General features: G+C 48.5%; 17 protein-coding genes and 1 tRNA gene. 10 read left to right on the top strand and 8 right to left on the bottom strand.

The window, feature by feature from the left end; genetic code table 11:
- Window positions 1-46 precede the first annotated feature (46 nt).
- The 5 genes from thiM to A8O23_RS10860 all read left to right on the top strand — a co-directional run bounded on the left by thiM (window position 47) and on the right by A8O23_RS10860 (window position 3,413).
- Window positions 47-847: a hydroxyethylthiazole kinase gene (thiM, locus tag A8O23_RS10880; RefSeq protein ID WP_066620883.1), complete on the top strand. Its 801-nt coding sequence runs from the start codon at window positions 47-49 to the stop codon at window positions 845-847.
- A gap of 139 nt (window positions 848-986) precedes the next feature.
- Window positions 987-1,628, top strand: a complete 642-nt coding sequence (thiE, locus tag A8O23_RS10875; protein ID WP_066620880.1) for a thiamine phosphate synthase — start codon at window positions 987-989, stop codon at window positions 1,626-1,628.
- The gene (gene thiD / locus A8O23_RS10870) at window positions 1,625-2,455 is read left to right on the top strand and encodes a bifunctional hydroxymethylpyrimidine kinase/phosphomethylpyrimidine kinase (RefSeq protein WP_066620869.1); all 831 of its coding nucleotides are present in this window, start codon (window positions 1,625-1,627) and stop codon (window positions 2,453-2,455) included. Before thiE ends, thiD begins: the two co-directional genes overlap by 4 nt.
- Window positions 2,442-3,095, top strand: a complete 654-nt coding sequence (locus A8O23_RS10865) for a TenA family protein (protein ID WP_066620867.1) — start codon at window positions 2,442-2,444, stop codon at window positions 3,093-3,095. The genes thiD and A8O23_RS10865 overlap by 14 nt, the downstream gene beginning before the upstream one ends.
- A 126-nt stretch (window positions 3,096-3,221) precedes the next feature.
- On the top strand, window positions 3,222-3,413 hold the full coding sequence (locus A8O23_RS10860) for a cold-shock protein (RefSeq protein ID WP_066621369.1): 192 nt from the start codon (window positions 3,222-3,224) through the stop codon (window positions 3,411-3,413).
- 511 nt (window positions 3,414-3,924) lie between these two features.
- Here A8O23_RS10860 and A8O23_RS21580 read toward each other — a convergent pair.
- The 4 genes from A8O23_RS21580 to A8O23_RS10845 form a co-directional block, all read right to left on the bottom strand.
- Window positions 3,925-4,080 carry a hypothetical protein gene (locus A8O23_RS21580; protein ID WP_161486722.1) on the bottom strand — a complete coding sequence of 52 codons (156 nt, stop codon included), beginning with the start codon at window positions 4,078-4,080 and terminating at the stop codon, window positions 3,925-3,927.
- 507 nt (window positions 4,081-4,587) lie between these two features.
- Window positions 4,588-4,660, bottom strand: a tRNA-Thr gene (locus A8O23_RS10855).
- A 241-nt stretch (window positions 4,661-4,901) separates the two neighbouring features.
- Window positions 4,902-7,190: a DUF349 domain-containing protein gene (locus tag A8O23_RS10850; protein WP_082883003.1), complete on the bottom strand. Its 2,289-nt coding sequence runs from the start codon at window positions 7,188-7,190 to the stop codon at window positions 4,902-4,904.
- 25 nt (window positions 7,191-7,215) lie between these two features.
- Window positions 7,216-7,770 (bottom strand): YqgE/AlgH family protein, encoded by a 555-nt coding sequence (locus A8O23_RS10845; protein WP_066620863.1) that lies wholly within the window; start codon window positions 7,768-7,770, stop codon window positions 7,216-7,218.
- Between the two features lie 330 nt (window positions 7,771-8,100).
- Here A8O23_RS10845 and pdxH point away from each other — a divergent pair, with 330 nt between their 5' ends.
- The 3 genes from pdxH to A8O23_RS10830 are packed head-to-tail and all read left to right on the top strand — an operon-like array spanning window position 8,101 to window position 10,636.
- Window positions 8,101-8,754 carry a pyridoxamine 5'-phosphate oxidase gene (pdxH, locus tag A8O23_RS10840; RefSeq protein WP_066620861.1) on the top strand — a complete coding sequence of 218 codons (654 nt, stop codon included), beginning with the start codon at window positions 8,101-8,103 and terminating at the stop codon, window positions 8,752-8,754.
- A gap of 48 nt (window positions 8,755-8,802) precedes the next feature.
- Window positions 8,803-10,080: a DUF1015 domain-containing protein gene (locus tag A8O23_RS10835; RefSeq protein WP_066620859.1), complete on the top strand. Its 1,278-nt coding sequence runs from the start codon at window positions 8,803-8,805 to the stop codon at window positions 10,078-10,080.
- Window positions 10,067-10,636: a Maf family nucleotide pyrophosphatase gene (locus tag A8O23_RS10830; RefSeq protein WP_066620857.1), complete on the top strand. Its 570-nt coding sequence runs from the start codon at window positions 10,067-10,069 to the stop codon at window positions 10,634-10,636. Before A8O23_RS10835 ends, A8O23_RS10830 begins: the two co-directional genes overlap by 14 nt.
- A gap of 186 nt (window positions 10,637-10,822) precedes the next feature.
- Here the strand turns inward: A8O23_RS10830 and A8O23_RS10825 are convergent, their stop codons facing one another.
- The 4 genes from A8O23_RS10825 to sdaAB are packed head-to-tail and all read right to left on the bottom strand — an operon-like array spanning window position 10,823 to window position 15,368.
- The gene (locus A8O23_RS10825; RefSeq protein ID WP_066620855.1) at window positions 10,823-11,812 is read right to left on the bottom strand and encodes an NAD(P)H-dependent glycerol-3-phosphate dehydrogenase; all 990 of its coding nucleotides are present in this window, start codon (window positions 11,810-11,812) and stop codon (window positions 10,823-10,825) included.
- A gap of 17 nt (window positions 11,813-11,829) precedes the next feature.
- Entirely contained in the window at window positions 11,830-13,215 is a 1,386-nt protein-coding gene (locus tag A8O23_RS10820) for an efflux RND transporter periplasmic adaptor subunit (RefSeq protein ID WP_066620853.1), read from the bottom strand.
- A 5-nt stretch (window positions 13,216-13,220) separates the two neighbouring features.
- Window positions 13,221-14,687, bottom strand: coding sequence for a TolC family protein (locus A8O23_RS10815; RefSeq protein WP_066620850.1), 1,467 nt, complete (start codon window positions 14,685-14,687; stop codon window positions 13,221-13,223).
- Window positions 14,688-15,368: an L-serine ammonia-lyase, iron-sulfur-dependent subunit beta gene (gene sdaAB, locus A8O23_RS10810; RefSeq protein ID WP_066620847.1), complete on the bottom strand. Its 681-nt coding sequence runs from the start codon at window positions 15,366-15,368 to the stop codon at window positions 14,688-14,690.
- Window positions 15,369-15,613: 245 nt separating this feature from the next.
- Between sdaAB and A8O23_RS10805 the strand changes: the two genes are divergently transcribed.
- Window positions 15,614-16,582, top strand: coding sequence for a tryptophan 2,3-dioxygenase family protein (locus tag A8O23_RS10805; RefSeq protein WP_066620844.1), 969 nt, complete (start codon window positions 15,614-15,616; stop codon window positions 16,580-16,582).
- A 214-nt stretch (window positions 16,583-16,796) separates the two neighbouring features.
- Window positions 16,797-18,377, top strand: a complete 1,581-nt coding sequence (locus A8O23_RS10800; RefSeq protein ID WP_066620841.1) for an NAD(P)/FAD-dependent oxidoreductase — start codon at window positions 16,797-16,799, stop codon at window positions 18,375-18,377.
- The last annotated feature ends 10 nt before the right edge of the window (window positions 18,378-18,387 follow it).

Genomic DNA, 18,387 nt, shown 5'->3' with positions numbered 1-18,387 from the left:
TCACCGGAGGCTCCTGAGCCTATCTTGAACCTTAACCAAGAACAGTATGCAGGAGCAACTCTGGAACATTATTTCAGCCGTTAAAACACAGGCACCGCTGGTGCACAACATTACCAATTACGTGGTCATGAACAATACCGCCAATGCACTGCTTGCAGCAGGTGCCTCGCCGGTCATGGCTCACGCCCACCCTGAGGTAAAGGACATGGTCACTATTGCCGGAGCCTTGGTGGTGAACATAGGTACCCTAAACGAGTATTGGGTAGAGAGCATGCGACTGGCCGCCCAGCAAGCCCAAACCTCACAGAAACCTTGGGTTCTAGACCCTGTAGGAGCCGGAGCCACAGCCTACCGTAACCAAGTGCTGGAGGAATTGTTGCAGTATAAACCATCTGTCATCCGGGGCAACGCCTCAGAAATCATGGCTCTGGTGAAAACCACTTCCCAGACCAAAGGCGTAGACAGCACCCACCAAAGCCAGGAAGCCCTGGAAGCAGGACTGGATTTAAGTGCCTCCACGGGAGCCGTGGTGTGCATCTCGGGTGCCACCGACCTTATTATTTATCAAAACCAATACCGCTCCCTCTCTAATGGGCACCCACTCATGGCCAAAGTTACCGGTATGGGCTGTACCGCCACCGCGCTCATTGGAGCCTGTTGCGCCGTTTATTCTAAAGATTTTTTTACCGCCACTCTTGCCGCCATGGCCCTGATGGGTGTAGCCGGCGAAATAGCCGCCGAAAAAGCATCCGGTCCTGGCACCTTACAACTACACTTTTTAGATGCCCTGCACGGATTAAACAAAGAAGCATTTCTGTCGCGGATGCAGTTTAGCGGAACTACTTGAAGTAACAAAAGCAGCTTAGCTGCACCATATTGCAGATTTAGACATACCGGACTGTACTTAAGTGCTTAATGCTCTTTTAGAGAGACTCCCCCTTTGAAGGGGGAATAACAGTAAGTTGTAATACAAGATTAGACTAAACATGAACACGAATCCAGATTTTCCCTATCGTTTGTACCTGGTCACCGATGAGAAAGCTTGCCTGGGGCGGGACTTCTTTCAAGTGGTGGAGGCGGCGGTAAAGGGAGGCGTGGATCTGGTGCAGATCAGGGAGAAGGAACTGTCTGAGGCTGCTTTCCTGGAGAAAACACTGCGGCTGCGGGAATTGCTGGATCAATACGAGGTACCGCTTGTTGTAAACGACAACTTAGGCGTTGCCCAGCAGAGCTCGGCGGCAGGCATTCACGTGGGCAACAACGATACATCACCCCAGCAGATCAGAAACGCGTGGGCCGGCTGCGGCATTCTGGGGTATTCTCTGGAAGACGAAACCCAGCTTCAGCTTCCTCATGCGCAGCTCGCCGATTATATAGCCTTGAGTCCTGTGTTCGCGACACCTACCAAGACTAACACCATCATTGAATGGGGTTTAGAAGGCGTTAGTAGAATCAGAAGTTTGATAGCTAAACCTTTGGTGGCTATTGGCCGAGTGAATGCGGACAATGCTGCTGGATTGGTACAAGCTGGGGCCGATTGCTTGGCGGTGGTCTCGGCAATCCTTTCCGCGCCAGACCCAGCGAAAGCCGCCGAGGACATCAGAAACCAAATTGAGAAAGCTTTATGAAAACTTATAAATACCCGGCTGTGCTCACCATTGCCGGATCAGACAGCGGTGGCGGAGCCGGCATTCAAGCTGATTTGAAAACCTTTTCGGCGCTGGGCTGCTTTGGTACCTCGGCTATAACCGCCATTACGGTACAGAACACTCGTGGCGTGACCGGTATTCACAGCATTCCTACAGAGGTGGTGCAAGGGCAGATCAAGGCCGTGATGGAAGACATTAAACCAGCCGCCATCAAGATTGGCATGGTGCATAGCCCCGAGCTGGTGCAGGCCATTGCGGAGGTACTAAGGCAGTACCAAGTGCCGGTGGTGCTGGACCCGGTGATGGTAGCTACCAGCGGCGATAAACTCATGCAGGATGAGACTATCAGTCTGCTGCAACAAGTACTTTTTCCGCTGGCCCTGGTGGCTACGCCTAATCTAGACGAGGCAAATATCCTGAGTGACCTAGAAATCCGGAACGTGGACGAGATGAAAATAGCGGCTCAGAAAATTCTGCAGACAGGCTGCGGATCGGTGCTGTTGAAGGGAGGTCACCTGCAAGGCCCACGGCTGTATGATGTGTACCAGCCGCAGCACGGAGAGGTGCAGGTGTTTGAATCAGAAGCAATCCAGAGCCAGAACACGCATGGCACCGGTTGCACGCTTTCCTCAGCCATTGCGGCGTACCTGAGCTTGGGTTTCCCCATCACCCACGCCATTGCGCAAGCCCGTGCCTACGTGTACGAGGCCATTGACCAAGGCAAGGACGTGAAAACCGGCGAAGGTCACGGCCCCCTCAATCATTTCTTCCACCCGCAACCCCTACAGAAACATGAGCTGGAGTAATACCGCCTGGCAGGCAGGCAACCCTATTTACACGCAGATCACCCAGATGTCGTTTATCCGGGAACTCATCAACGGCACACTATCTCCTGAAAAGTTTAAATTCTACATTGCGCAGGACTCAATATATTTGGCGGGTTTCGGGCGGGCCTTGTCGCTTATTGCGGCTCGAGCCCAGCACAGCGCCCATGCCCTGGAGTTCATGCGCTTCGCCGAAGGAGCCCTGGTGGTAGAGCAGGCGCTGCACGCGGGCTATTTCCAGAAGCTGAACATTATGCCTGACGTACCCATCTCCCCTACCTGCCAGCATTACACGCATTTCCTGCTCAGCCAGGCAGCGCTGGCACCCCTAGAGGTAGCCATGGCTTCCGTGCTCCCCTGCTTCTGGATTTACAAAGCCGTAGGCGACTACATTTTAGCCCAGGAGCAGCTGCCCGACAACCCGTATCAGGACTGGATCAACACCTACGCCGGCGAGGAGTTCGGGAAGATTGTGGCCCGCGCCATCCGGGTATGTGACGAAGTGGCAGAGACCTGCACCTCCGCCCAACACCAAGTCATGACCGCGGCCTATGTGACCGCCTCAAAATTGGAATGGATGTTCTGGGATAGTGCCTATAGATTAGAGGAGTGGCCGGTATAGAGTTAATTTTATTTTTTTGGCCCTTGATTCACTCTAAACAGGGTTTTAGAAAGTTTCTGGTTTTTCTACCCAACTTTCTGAACGATTACCAGTATAGGAGTGTCATTAAGGTATAATAACAACAATATGAATCAAGGAACAGTAAAATTCTTTAATGATGATAAAGGCTTCGGCTTCATTAAAGACAGCAATTCAAATCAGGAGTACTTCGTGCACGTATCTGGTTTAGTAGATGAAATCAGAGAAAACGACGAGGTAGTCTATGATCTTCAAGAAGGAAGAAAAGGACTAAACGCCATCAACGTTAAACGCGCTTAGTCTTTCGCTATAAAGACAAATTGCTTCAAAAGCCTCTCCATTTAGGAGGGGCTTTTTTTATGGGCTTACCTAGAGTAGAAATTCTGTTTTGCGCCTGTTTTACGTAAAACAGGCGCAAAACAGGTTCTAACTGTTGTCGGTTTAACATCCACAGCTATTTTAGGTCAAATTTAGTAAAGTAATATAGCAGGGGCCAGGCACGCAGTTTTGCTCCCTCAGTCTAGCGGCTTTCGCGCAAAGCCTCAGTTTATGCAAGCAAAGGGGAGTTTTTACGTCTTGAACCGTCCTTCTGCTTGTTGGTGAAAACACACAACAAAAGCGGCAGGTGATGCCAAGAGTTCTTTTACGAATAAATAGAATGGCTTAGCCTGACAACAATGGTGACAACTCCAACAAGGTCTTTGTGCTGAGTCTAATGTATAGTCAAACTTATATGGGGTTGTATAGACTTGTAAGGTATGACGAAGCGGCTTCATTTTAAAACTTAGTTTGCTTGCATCTTTAGCAGGAACTAATCTTCATTTTTACCCTTACTGTCATTCTCATTGTCTGATGCATCGCGTTTCGCATTTTTGGCAGCAGCTTTCAGGCGCTCTTGGTTTTCTTTCCTTTCCTTAAATTCTTTCTGGCGCTGCTTCCTTTGTTGGTCTGCTGATCTGGTACTCATAGTATTGTTTGGTTTTAGGTGTATCAAGAAAATACATATTTGTAGTATACTCTTACTGTGTCACATAGGTCTTTTGTTTTGGTAAAATTTATTCTTTGAGAAAAGCCTATCTAAAGAAAAAGGTATACTGAGGAAAGAAACCAGAAATTGAAGGTCAGGTTCTCCTTCACACAAAGCGGTTCTCCATAATAAACCGACAATCTTGCAAAAGACAGTTGCAACAGAAAAGTAGGGACAGGTCGCGACCCAATACCGTCAACTTAAGGTATTTTCGCTCTTTCGGATTTATCAATCCGAAAGTAATCTGTCGGGGATTTACCAATCCCCGTTGATGGACAACGTTTTGGGGAGGGGGATTTATAAATCCCCGACAGAGTGGTTCGGGATTTTTAATCCCGAACAGCCATTTCTTAAGTTGACGGCATTGGGCCGCAATCTGTCCCTACAGATTGAATAATGTGCAAATGAAAAAAGCACTTACCTTTTTCAAGATAAGTGCTTTTAAAGAGCCTCCTGCCGGGATCGAACCAGCGACCTACTGATTACAAGTCAGTTGCTCTACCAGCTGAGCTAAGGAGGCGTTCCGCTTTCTTTTGTGGCGTTGTTTCCGAAAGCGATACAAAAGTAGTAGTCTGCTTTTTATTTGCAAAACCTGACCGCAGATTTTTTTAAGGTTTTTAGCAAAGCGCTGAAACTCAACATGAAAATTTTATAAGCCTGGTCGCTTGCCTAGGTAATTAAAGATAATGGCTCCGTAAAGCAGCTGCGTGGCAATCAGATTTGCCTGTACAGTTCTCTACGGAGCCAATCCGCGCTAGTATTTAGCTTGCCCGTAACGTTTTTAACTGGCGCTTCAGTTGGTCAATGCGTTGCTGGGCGTCATCTATTTTAGATTGGTACTCCTCGCGCAGCTTCTCAGCATTTTTTGAACGTGCAAAGAACTCAATGTTTGTGTTGAGCGTGGAGATATCGTTTTCCAGTGTAGTGATCTCACGGCGTAGATGCTGCTCTTTCTGGTACAGCTTCTGCTCCCCTTCCGGACTTGCCTTCAGGTGGGTCAGCTGAAGCTGGAACAGAGTCTGTTCTTTCTGCTCTGGTGTAAGCTCCGGCACTTTGTCCAGGTACTTGGCCAGTAGTTGCTGGAAACGATCCTCTAGTTTAGGATTACGCTTGCCTTCTGAGCCCATGTTCTGCCACTCCTGGTGAATCTGCTTGAACTCATCCACAGAGCCCACAAAAGTAGCGTCGGCTATTTTTGTGCTTACTTGTTCCAGATACGCCTGCTTTTGCGCCGACAGCTGGTTTTGCTGATTTTCGCGGTTGCTGGCTTCCTGGTGCAAACGGTCGAAGAACGTGTTACAGGCAGTCCGGAAACGGTTCCAGACTTTGTCAGAATACTTGTCTGGCACGCGACCAATGGTTTTCCATTTCTTCTGCAGCTGAATCAGCTTTTCTTTGGTGCTGTCCCACTCCTCGCTGTTCTGCAGGCTTTCGGCTTCTTCACACAAGGCTACCTTCTGGCGGTAGTTGTTCATCTTCTCCTCATCCAGAGCCTTAAAGAAAGAGTTCTTGTTGTGGAAGAAGGCTTTGTAGCTGCTCCAGAAAGCTTTGTTTACTTCTTCGGCATTCTCTTTTGGCACCAGACCGGCGGCATCCCACCGCTCCTTCAGTTTCTGAATCTGATCGGTTTTGTCGCGCCAGTCGTTGATGCGGTCCGTTTGTATATTCTGGAACTGTTCCATTTCAGCCAGTAAACCTCTTTTTACCTCCAGGTTAGCCAGCTCTTGGGTGCGGCGGGTTTCAAAAAAGGCTTTCTTTTTGTCGTGTACTTTCTCTGATGCCTGAATAAACCGGTTCCAGATGGTATCACGGGCTTCATTGGGTACCGGTCCAATGTGTTTCCACTCGTCGTGGAGGTGACGTAGTTCCTGCAGTGCTTTGTTGATGTTTTCTTCGGCGGCCAAGGCCTCAGCGCGCTCACATAAAGCTGTTTTGGCGTCTAGGTTACGCTTGCGGTCCAACTCCTTCAACTCAAAGAAAATGCTCCGGTTGTTGTAGTACATGTCCAGCAGGGCGTGGTAAGAATTCCAAAGCTCCTGCGCCTCAGCATTTGGCACCGGGCCAATGGCTTTCCATTCGGCTTGCAATTCTTTGATGGCATTGCCGCTGGTCTGGGTTTCAGAAGACTCCACAAACTCCCGAAGGCGCTCCAAGAGGTCGCGTTTCTTCTGTAAGTTCTGCGCTTTGTTTTCTTCTTCCTGACGCTGCTCACGGTGGCGGGCTTCCCTGAAGCGCTGCATGGCCTGCTCTACTTCCCGGTGTTCCGGTGAAGCATGGTATTCAAAATCATCTGCCTCGCCCCCATCAGCCACGAAACGCTTTAAGGCTTCCTGGCGCTCTTCCTGGAAATGCTGGTCATAGATTCGGGACAGCGCGTTTACCATCTTACCAGACTTGCGGCTTCCTTCTTTGGTTAAAGTGAGAATTCTGGAGCGAACTTCCTCTACTGACAAAGCCGATAAGTCTTCATGCTCATCAGATTCGTCTTCCTCTGAATGATGCTCTTCTTCGGCTACATTGCTAGCAGAAGGTGCCTGATTTGATGCTGCTGTGTTTGCGCCAGACTGTTCTACTTGGGCTGCAGCTGTGATGGGTGCTTCAGAAGCCAAAACACTAGACTGTGTCTCTTCTTGATGAACCACCGGAGCGGCCACCTCCTCTGGTTTTTCCGGAGCGGCGGCGGCTGGTTCTGTTGCCTCGTTTTCTGGTGCTGCCGGAATTACTTCGGCGGCAGGAGCCTCTGCCGCTGCATGGGTTTCAGATGCCGGTTCAGCAACGGGGGCTTCAGACGTAAGCACTGCCGCTTGTGATGCCTCAGATGTTTCTGCTGGCGCTGCTTCTGCCGCAGGGGCCTGTTGCGTGGCCGCTTCAGGTTGCTGCTGTGCAGATGCTGGAGTCGCTGTCTCAGCAGTTCCGTTTCCGGCACTTTGTCTGGCATTTATTTCGGCCAGGCGTTCTTCCAGAATCCGGCGCTGTTCCTGAGCGCGGTCTTGGGCGGCCTGAGTTTCTGAATTCTCGTTTTGCTGATTTTCCGGGTTTTGGTTCATCATACACGTGAGGCTTATAGCCGTTGGGTTAATTTAAACTTGGGTCGGCGGGGTAGTTGGCGTACATCTTGTACTTGCCTCCCATCTCCCGTAAAATATCGCGCCACAAGGTATCTGTATTCAAAGTAAGTAATTTATTTGCAGCATTGTTATTCACAAACCAAACATTTTTCTCTATCTCCTCCTCCAGCTGACCGGGGCTCCAGCCAGAGTACCCCACAAAGAACCTTATTTCGTCCTCAGACACCAACCCACTGTTCAGCATAGTGGTTAGCTCTTCAAAGTCGCCGCCCCAGAATAATTCTGTTGAAATAGGCTGCGCATCGGTTAAATTAGGGAGCCGGTGAATATAGTGCAGGGTGTTAGGTTGCATAGGGCCGCCTACGGCCAGGGCCATGTCAAACACCTGTTGATTTACCTCCACCACATCAGAGAGAAACAAGTTTGAGATGCGGTTCAGAACCAAACCTACCGTTCCGTCAGTGTCATGCTGACAGATCACTACCACGCTGCGCTCAAAGTTAGGGTCGCCTAAAAAAGGTTCTGAAATCAATATGCTCCCATTCTGAATATCTTTCGCCATAAAGTCTTTGTCTATAAATGTTTGCCTGCTTTGTTTGTGTACTCAAAGCACAGTGGTTTGGTTTACTCTCGAAGCAGTTCCCGTAGCGTTACCTTTTCCCCGCAACCCTATTAAATGAATGATTCTTTTTCAGGAGTAACCGTTGCAGCGGACCAGTAGTTTTTCAAAATTGTTTCTACTTGCCTTCCTGCCAATTTTTCACCACTATAATATTAACGATTTCCCTGTAAAAGTGGTATCTATAACCTGCTGTTGAAGGGATTTTTCTCAAAAGCAGGCAGAATGAGGATATTCCGCTTACTTTTGAGGCGAAATTTTGTTGTCACCGCTATGGAAAAACCTTTGTCTTTGCAGGATATCCGAAAGAATTATTCTTTGAAGGAACTCACCACCAACGCAGTTGCCGATAACCCTTTTCAGCAGTTCGGGGTTTGGATGCAGGAGGCGCTGGAGGCGCAGGCAGCAGAAGCCACTGCCATGACGTTGAGTACCGCCGATGCACAGGGAAGGCCTTCGGCTAGGGTGGTGTTGCTGAAAGAATTAGATAGTCAAGGTTTTGTGTTTTATACGAACTACCTGAGCCGTAAGGGGCAGCAAATAGAAGATAACCCCTTTGCCGCCCTTACCTTTTTTTGGCCAGCCCTAGAGCGCCAGGTACGTGTGGAAGGACGTGTAGAGAAAGTGACCGATCAACTATCTGACCAATACTTCCACAGCCGCCCTATAGGCAGTCAGATTGGAGCCTGGGCATCACCGCAGAGCCAGCCCATCCCCAATCGTGCCGCACTGGCCAACCTGGAGAAAGAGTACACACAAAAATTTGAGGGGCTTCCGGAAATACCGCGGCCTGAGCATTGGGGCGGGTACAGAGTGGTGCCTGACCGCATTGAGTTCTGGCAAGGCCGCCCAAGCCGCCTGCACGACCGCCTGGTGTTTAAATTGCAAGAAGATGACACCTGGAAATTACAGCGGCTGGCTCCCTAATCAAATCTGTTTTCGGCCTCTTTTCTTAAAAACAGCTCAAAAACGCCCATGGCAGAAATTCTTCCTATTAAAGCATTCCGGTATAACCACAAGTTGCCTTTTTCTATTGATGCTCTCACGTCGCCCTTGTTTGATGTAGTATCGGTGAAGCAGCGGCAGGCACTGTACCGTAACGCCTACAACAGCATACATATCTCAGTGCCGCCCGGTCCTGAACCCGCTGATAGCGCCCGCCGCACTGTGGAGCATTGGAAACGCGCCGGCATAATTGAGCAAGACCCCCTGCCGGGTATTTATGTATACTACCAGTACTTTACCTTGCCCGGTTCAGAGAAAGAATATGTGCGGAAAGGTTTTCTTTGCCACATTAAGTCTTATGAATGGGAGGAGAAAGTGGTGCTTCGGCATGAAAACACCATTCCGGCCTCGGTGAATGACAGGATTGAACTGCTGGCCCAGACCCAGATGCATACCAGCGCCACCCACGGTTTGTATACCGATGAGGCTTTTACCCTGGAGCAATACATGGATGAATGCATCACCTCTCCTATTTACGAGTCAGAAGATTACCAGGGCGTGCGCGATGTGCTTTCAGTCATACATGATGCGAAAGTGATTCAGAAGTTTCTGGACCAACTTCAAGACCAGAAAGTTATTCTAGCCGATGGCCACCACCGGTACGAAGGTTCTTTGGCCTACCGCCGGCAAATGCTTCAGCAACACCCAAACGCCACCGGTGCGGAGCCTTTCAACTACCACCTCATGTACTTGACCAATGCTGCATCTGATGATTTGCGAATTTTGCCAACACACCGCCTTTTAGATAGTTTGCCTATTTCACCTGAAGTGTTTCTTGAGCGATTGGAGCGGTACTTTACTCTTAAACTTATTGAAGAACCGTTTATGCTTAATGAAGTAATTACTGGCAAGCAGTGGGCTTTTGGGGTGTACCTGCAGGGCGAGGCATACAAGGCAAGGCTAAAGCCGGAAGTACACGAAACCCTTGACTGGGATTTGCCGCAGCAGGTGAAGAATCTGGACCTGACCGTGATGCACTATTTTATCCTGCAAAAGGTGTTGGAAATTGATCGGGAAAAGCAGCGCCAATATGAAGGCTTGTCATACGTACGGAACTTTGCCGAGTGTTTGGCCCGGGTAGATTCTGGTGCATCTGCGTTGGCACTTATTACCAATGAAGTGAAAATGGAAGAGGTAAAAAGCGTTTGCTACTCCGGGGCAGTAATGCCGCAAAAGTCAACGTTTTTTTACCCGAAAGTGATTTGTGGTTACCTTTTCAGCTCAATAAAAGAAGATGAATTTTACTAAGAACTATATTCTGGCGTCTAACTCGCCCCGTAGAAAAGAACTGCTGACCAACCTGGGTCTCCCCTTTCAAAGTCGCGTGAAAGAGGTGCATGAGGATTTCCCGGCTGACCTGGTCCGTGCCGAAGTGGCTGAATACTTAGCGGCTCACAAAGCCAGCGCCTACCAAGATGAACTGCAGCCCAATGATGTCATTATTACCGCTGATACCATAGTTTGTTTGGATGACAAGGTGCTGAACAAGCCCCTGAGCCATGCTGAGGCTACGCGCATGCTCACGCAACTGTCTGGCCGCAGCCATGAAGTTTATACCGGAGTTTGCCTGCTGAGTTTAGACAAAAGCGTAGTGTTCTCAGACGTGACTACCGTTTATTTCCGTGACCTCACCCGTGAGGAAATAGACTATTACATTAACCATTTCAAGCCTTTTGATAAAGCCGGTAGCTACGGTGCTCAGGATTGGTTGGGAATGGTGGGCATTGAACGGATAGAAGGTTCCTATTTCAACGTGATGGGCCTGCCTGTGCACCTGCTGTACGAGCAATTGTTATCGTTTTAACCAGGAATTTAGGCTTAGTGTATCTTTAAGGTTTTAAAAGTCTCATGTCTCTGGAAATTGGCTGGAAGTATTCCTTAGTTTTTAGGCCTTCTTTAGGGCTTCTTTTTCAAAAACAGGTCTAAAACAGAAAAGCCGCCTTTTAACAAAGGCGGCTTTTCTGTTAGTAGTGAGTATTGTTGCCGAAGCTTACTTAAACTTTTCCTTTAAAGCGTCTATTTCTGCTCCTGGAGTTGCTCCGTTGTACAAAATGTTATATACCGCTGTCGTGATGGGCATTTCCACTTTCAGGCGTTTATTTAGTTCGTGTATGCTTTGTACGGCGTAGTATCCTTCTGCCACCATGTTCATTTCTACTTGGGCAGATTTAACGGTGTAGCCACGGCCAATCATATTCCCGAAGGTGCGGTTACGGCTGAATTGTGAATAAGCAGTTACGAGTAAATCACCTAAGTAGGCACTTCCTTTAAGGTCGCGGTGCAAGGGCATCATGGCATCTAGAAAGGTCTCAATTTCCTCCATAGCGTTAGACACCATCACGGCCTGAAAATTGTCACCATAGTTCAAGCCATGTGCTATACCGCAGGCCAGCGCTATTATATTTTTCATAACGGCGCAATATTCAATGCCATCTATGTCATCCAGCGGATTTGCTTTGACATAACGGTTGCGGAGCAAAGCGCAAAATTGCTCGGCGCGGGCAATGTCATGCGAGCCGATGGTCAGGTAAGACTGCTTTTCAAGTGCTACCTCCTCCGCATGACAAGGACCGGCAATCACGCATTGGTGTTCGGCGGGTACTCCGTAGTGATCTTCTAGAAAATCAGTTATCAGAACATTCTCACCAGGAATCATGCCTTTAATAGCCGATACCAGTGTTTTGCCCTGGAATGCATCTTGCGGCAGTTGACTAAGCGCTTGTTGCACAAAGGCAGCCGGAACAGCCAAAATAACCCAGTTCGCGTCTTTAACCGTCTCCCGAATATCATTAGAAGGCGAAACGAAATTCAAGTCAAACTTCACCCCGCTAATATACCGTGGGTTGTGGCCGTACTGCTGTAAATGGCGTACGTCTTCAGCATTTCTGAGCCACCAGTTGATAGCAGCTTTGTTCTCTGATAGAATCTTCACCAAGGCTGTTGCCCAGCTTCCGCCGCCTAATACCGCTATTTTTTCCAAATCTTGCTTTTCTTGTTCTAGTCTTTGTTTTCCGCTAGTTCTGAGCTCAGGCTTTTTTCATCCTTTACCAGTACCTTGTCGCCGTCTTTCAGCTGTTTTGAAACTGCTCTGAACGGCCCGGAAACCACTTGCTGTCCTTTCTTTACCCCAGACAAGATCTCAATGTTGTCAAAGTCACTGATGCCGGTTTTCACCTTTACCATGTTCACTTTGCCATTGTCAAACACAAACACTACCTCATCAGGGCGTTCTTCCGGCTTTACAGGTTGATCTTGGTTAGTGTTGTTATCAACATTTTCTTCTTGCCCTTCATCAGTCCCTGTCTTCTTGCTGTCTTTTTTAGAACGGGTGGTTACCGCTGCCAAAGGTACGGAAAGTACTTTATCTTTTTTGGTGGTAATAATGTCTACTGAAGCCGTCATGCCCGGGCGGAACGGAGATCTGCCCTGCTTTACAAGTAAATCCTGGTATGAGTCATTTAAAAGTCGAATGCGCACTTCAAACTCAGTTACCGCCTCCAAAGAGGTGGCATCTTTGGCGGTATTGGCAATAGAGGTCACCAACCCCTTGAATTTGCGGTTGGTGCTGTTGTAAGAGTCAACCTCCACAATGGCGGAGTCACCTAATTTCACGCGTATGATGTCATTCTCATTTACATTCACCAATACCTCCATGTTATTGAGGTTGGCAATGCGCATAATTTCTGTACCGGCCATTTGCGAGGTTCCTACCACGCGTTCACCTTTTTCTACGTTTAGCTTAGAAACTGTGCCGTTTACTGGCGCGAAAATGGTGGTTTTCTCCAGGTTCCGACGAGATTCCTCTAAAGAAGCGCTGGCACTGCGAACCGTAGACTCCGCAGCTCTTACGCCCTGACGGGCGGCACTAACTTCAGCAAGATTGGCCTCATACTGGGCTTTGGCGGCGTCAAACTCAGAGCGTGAAATTACCTTTTGCTCAAAAAGCTTTTGGTTACGCTCATAAGATTGTTGAATATTTTTGCTGTTGGCCAGCGCCTGGTCTAATCGTGCTCTGGCCTGTGCTAAATTAGCCCGTTGGGTGTTTACCGAAGCTGACTGCATTTCTACCATTGCCTGGTAATTGTCAGGGCGAATGCGCAGCAGCAACTGACCGGCTCTGACAGAGTCTCCTTCTTTCACATAAAGCTCTGTTATTTCTCCGGAAACGTCTGGGCTGATCTTTACTTCTACCTCTGGCTGAATTTTACCGGAGGCGCTTACTTTCTCTACAATATCGGCTGGCTGAACCTGTGCCAGAACTACTTCAGTTCCTTCTTCTTTTCCAATCCAGCCTTGTTTCTTTGCCAGCAGCACTACCAATAATAGTACTACAACCAGGCCACCAAGGGTATATAGGAGTTTGTTTGATTTGCGTTTAGCCATGAGGGTTATAATGAAAGGGTTTTGCCTTGGTAGAATTCCAGAATTTTTACTTTAAACACGAATTCATATTTGGCTTGTATGATATCTGATTGCGCCTTCACCAAGTTGTTGCGGACCACGTTAAAATCTACATTGTTGATCAGGCCGTTATCTAGACGAATTTCTGCATTTCTATAGGTCTGCTCAATAGCTTCCAATTGACTTTTAGCAGCCACATATCTTTTTTGGGCGGCTATAGCATCGGTATAAGATTGTGCAATGATCAGGCGTAAATCATTCTTGGCAATGGCAGTGTTGAGTTCAGCATTTCTGAGGCCAATTCTGGATAGCTGCACGTTATTTCGAACCCTGAAGCCGTTCAGAATAGGAATGTTCAGGCTAACCCCTATGTATTGACCAATGTTGTCATTCAGCTGGTTAAAGTAAGGGTAATCTCTGGGAGTGGTTTCGGTGACAAATGTTTCTGCAAAAACAGGCTGATTGGTGCCGTCTACAAAGCCTATTTGTCTTCGTACAGCTACGGGCTGCCCAACCAGAAAACGGTTAGAACCACTGGAGTATCTGGTGCTGATGCTACCAACCAGGTTGAGGCTGGGGTAGTAACCACCTCTGGCTATGTCAATGGTTTTGGCTGCGCTCTGTACCCTTAGTTGAGCCCTCTTTATTTCAGGCATAACGTCTTCGGCTCGTTCATATACGTCCTGCGCCTCAAAACCAATTACAGACTGGTCTGGAGCCTCTATTTCCGGTGCCACTATGGCAAAATTACGTTGGTCTGTATTTTCCAGGTTCATGAGCTGAATCAGCCGCAGCTCCGCCAGCTCAATATTGTTTTGGGCAGTAATGCTGTTTAGTTCATCGCTGGCTAACTGCGCATTTAGCTCCAATACATTGCTTTCGGGTACACTTCCGGCATTGAACAGTTTCTGTGTTCTCTCCAGCTGAATGCGGGAAAGGTTTTGCCGCTCCTGCGCTGTTCTTAGCAGTTCCTGGTTTAGCAGAATCTGCATGTAGGCCGTAACCACGTTCAGCTTTATATCATTTTCCGCCTTCTCTTTATCATATTGAGAGGCCTCGTAATCCAGCTTGTTCCGCTTGATGGTGTTCTGTACCTGTAAACCGTTAAACACGGTGACTGAGCTTTGCAGCGACACATTGCCTGCCCAGATTTGGGTGTTCTGGATCTGGTTACGAACAGGGTCGAGGAAGAAACCGTTATTGAAACCATGTGATCCGCCTGCATTCAAAGAGGGTAATTGGTTTGCCCGTGCCTGTTGCACATCTACGGCAGCCTGCTCTACCCCTAACCCAGCTTGCCTGAGCTGCAGGTTGTTTTTAACGGCATAGTCAATACACTGACGCAGGTCCCATACGGTCTCGCCGGTGGGTGACGTGGTTTGAGCCGCCGCCATTGATTGTGCTCCGATGGCCAACCCTAGGGCTGCTAGCACAGAAGAAGAAAAACGTCGCATTTATAAGTCAATATTAGGAATATATATCACATTCTTCACCCAACTCAGCTGGCGCAGGTACTCCAGTGAGATAGGCCTTAGCCCCGAATCCATTTCAATGAACTGGCGCGCTAAGTCATGGCGGCCTTTTCTGGACACGTTCATGGTGGCAATGTTGCAGTCATCATGGGCAATCACGTTGCTGATGAAAGCGATACTGCCCGTCACGTCGTCTGCGTCTATAATGAGCGTGTGCAAGTTAGCCGAAAAGTTAGAAGGGAAGCCGTCAACTTCCACAATACTGATCACGCCACCTCCTCTGCTCTGCCCTACTACCTCCGCCTGCTTCCCATCCGCGCTGACAAGGTTTAGTTTTATGGTATTGGGGTGCATGGTAGATGCGTTGCCTATTGATTTAAAAGTAAACTTCAGCCCGCGCTCTTTAGCGTGGTCAAAGGCTTCTTTTATTCTGGTGTCGTCGGTTTTAAAATCCAGTAAACCCGCTAAAATGGCCCGGTCACTGCCGTGTCCCTCATAAGTGCGGGCAAACGAGTTGTAAAAGGTAATGGTAGCCTCTGTGGGCGGCGCTCCTAAAATGCGGATGGCTGCCCTGGCTATGCGCACCACTCCCGCCGTGTGTGAACTGGAGGGGCCGATCATAATAGGCCCAATCATATCAAATATACTGCTCTTTTCAGCCATAAGTCTTCAGAAACACTATTTGGCGTCAAAGTTAAAGATATTGTTGAGCCTTAAGCTGCCATTTAAAAATTTAACCGCTGTGCTGCCTGTTACTGCTCAGCTTCTTTAGGCAAGATGCTTTCTACCGCTGAAAGGTTGCTTTATATGTTGCGGCAATACCGCCTCCCTTGTCCTCTTTTACAAATAGTTTTATTTTCTTTGTCGCTGGTTTTGGAGGTTTATTACAAATATTTAAGAAATTATATATGTCTGACCAGACGTTTTCCCCCGAGGTGCTGGACTTGTTGGAGCGCTTGCAGCAGAAGTATCGTCCCTTAGGGCAGGACTTGGCCGCTTACCTGGAGGGCCTCCTGTATTCTGACTTTGTCAACTACTGGGACTATATTCACCTGGACACCCTCTTAAGCCTGCAGACTCCCAGAACCAAAATTCCTGACGAGGAGATCTTTATCATGTACCACCAGATCACAGAGCTATACTTCAAACTCTGTTTGCATGAATATAAACAGATTGGTGAAAACGCTGCTCCTACTGCAGATTTCCTAATTTCCAGAATTGGACGCATAAACCGTTATTTTGAAAATCTGATTGATTCTTTTGACGTGATGGTAGATGGCATGGACCCGAAGGAGTTTCTGAAGTTCCGGATGGCCCTGATGCCCGCCAGCGGTTTTCAGAGTGTGCAGTACCGCATGATAGAGATCTGCTCTACCGACCTTCGCAACCTCACCGACAAAGCCAAGCGCGAGGCTTTGGGTCAGCAAAGTACCCAAGAGGAAATGTTTGGCTGTATTTATTGGAAAGAAGGTGCCACCGAGGCGGCATCTGGCGCCAAAACCCTTACTCTTCTACAGTTTGAAGAAAAATATTCTGATCAGCTTATTCAACATGCCCGAGAGTACGGTCAAAAGAATGTGTGGGCGGTGTACCAAAGGCTTTCTCCGGAAGAACAGCAAAATGAAAAGCTGATTCGCCACCTCAAAGAGCTGGATAGCAATGTGAACGTGAATTGGCCGCTCATGCATTACAAATCAGCGGTGCGTTATCTGCAGAAAGACCCGGCCGTGATAGCGGCTACCGGTGGCACCAACTGGCAGAAGTATCTTCCCCCTAAGTTCCAGAAAAGAATATTTTACCCGCAAATCTGGTCAGACCAGGAAATAGCAAACTGGGGCAAGGGATGGGTGAACGATATAGTAGGCGAGGTTGATTGATGAGAGAATGAATTATGGAGTGAATGATTTTTAATTGAGCTGCATAAAAATATCAATTCAACCATTGCCTCCAAGCAGTTTTGTTTTTTGCTTCTTTTTCAAAAAACAGCTCCAAAACGAATTTTCCTCTTGCTTCCATGGTTTCTGGAGGTAACGTATCTTTGCTTTAAGCAACACAACAACTGATTTAAGGCTAACTCCCTTACTCCTGCATATGAAAAAAGAACTTGATTTGGTGCTTGCACCAGAGATTGCCTATGACTCTGCCCTATTAGAAACAGAGTTGTTGCGGCAAGCCGGTTTCTCCAAGTCAAACGAGACGGCTTATATCCATAAAATAAAAAGATCTATTGATGCCCGTGGCCGGGAGGTGAAAGTGAAAGTGCGGGCAGATGTGTACACACAGGCTCCGGATCTTTCTACCATTTTACCAACTTACCACTACCCTTCTGTTAAGCCCGATGCCCCTACCGTTGTGATCGTAGGGGCCGGACCTGCCGGTTTTTTTGCCGCGCTGCGGTGCCTTGAGTTGGGGCTGAAGCCGGTAGTGCTGGAGCGCGGCAAAGACGTGCGTAGCCGCCGCCGCGATTTGGCTGCTATCAACAAAGAGCATGTGGTGAACCCAGATTCAAATTACTGTTTTGGTGAAGGCGGAGCTGGCACTTATTCTGACGGAAAACTGTACACCCGCTCTAAAAAGAGGGGCGACGTGCAACGGGTATTGCAAATTCTGGTGCAGCATGGGGCAACTACAGACATTCTCTTTGATGCCCACCCGCATATTGGTACCAATAAATTACCTGTATTGATCTCTCAAATAAGAGAATCAATTTTGCAGGCTGGCGGTGAAATACACTTTGACACCCGCGTCACCGATTTTGTGCTGGACCGCCAGCACATGAAAGGGGTTGTTACGGCTTCTGGCAAAACATTTGAGGGCGAAGCGGTTATTTTAGCCACCGGCCACTCAGCCCGCGACATCTATGAACTGCTCAATGACAAGAAAATACTGATCGAAGCAAAACCCTTCGCCATGGGCGTGCGGGTAGAGCACCAACAAAGTTTGATAGATAGAATTCAATATCACTGCGCCGACGGCAACCGAGGCGATTATCTGCCTGCCGCCAGTTACGCGCTGGTGCAACAGGTGGCATACAAAGGCCATGAGCGCGGGGTTTTCTCTTTCTGCATGTGCCCCGGAGGGTTCATAGTGCCAGCTGCCACCGCCCCCGGTGAAGTGGTTGTGAACGGAATGTCTCCTAGCCGCCGTGACTCCCGTTTCGCCAACTCAGGGATTGTGGTGGCAGTAAACCTGGAAGATATGGATTTGAAGCAGCACGGGCCTTTGGCTGGGCTTAGGTTGCAACAGGCCATGGAGCAAAAAGCTTGTGCTGTGGCGGGCGGTACTCAGGTGGCACCAGCCCAGCGTCTACAAGATTTTGTGAAAGGCAAAGTATCTTCCAGCCTGCTGGAGACTTCTTATCAACCAGGTCTGGCCAGCGTAGACATGCAGGAGGTATTGCCTCCCATGATTGGGCAAAGGTTGCGCGGCGGATTTCAGGAATTCGGCTACAAAATGAGAGGCTACCTGACCAATGAGGCGCAGATTGTAGGGGTTGAAAGCCGGACCTCCTCTCCTGTTCGTATTCCCAGAGACAAAGAGACGTTGCAGCACCCACAGATTAAAAATCTGTTTCCATGTGCCGAAGGTGCGGGTTACGCTGGTGGAATTGTATCGGCGGCCATGGATGGCGAACGCTGTGCGGAGCAGGTGGCTTTGCTTATCAAACGTTAACTTATCTTCA

It is taken from the genome of Rufibacter roseus (genome assembly GCF_001647285.1).
GTDB lineage: Bacteria > Bacteroidota > Bacteroidia > Cytophagales > Hymenobacteraceae > Nibribacter > Nibribacter roseus.
Note: the sequence above shows the minus strand (reverse complement) of the source record. Positions and strands in the feature narration are given on the sequence as shown.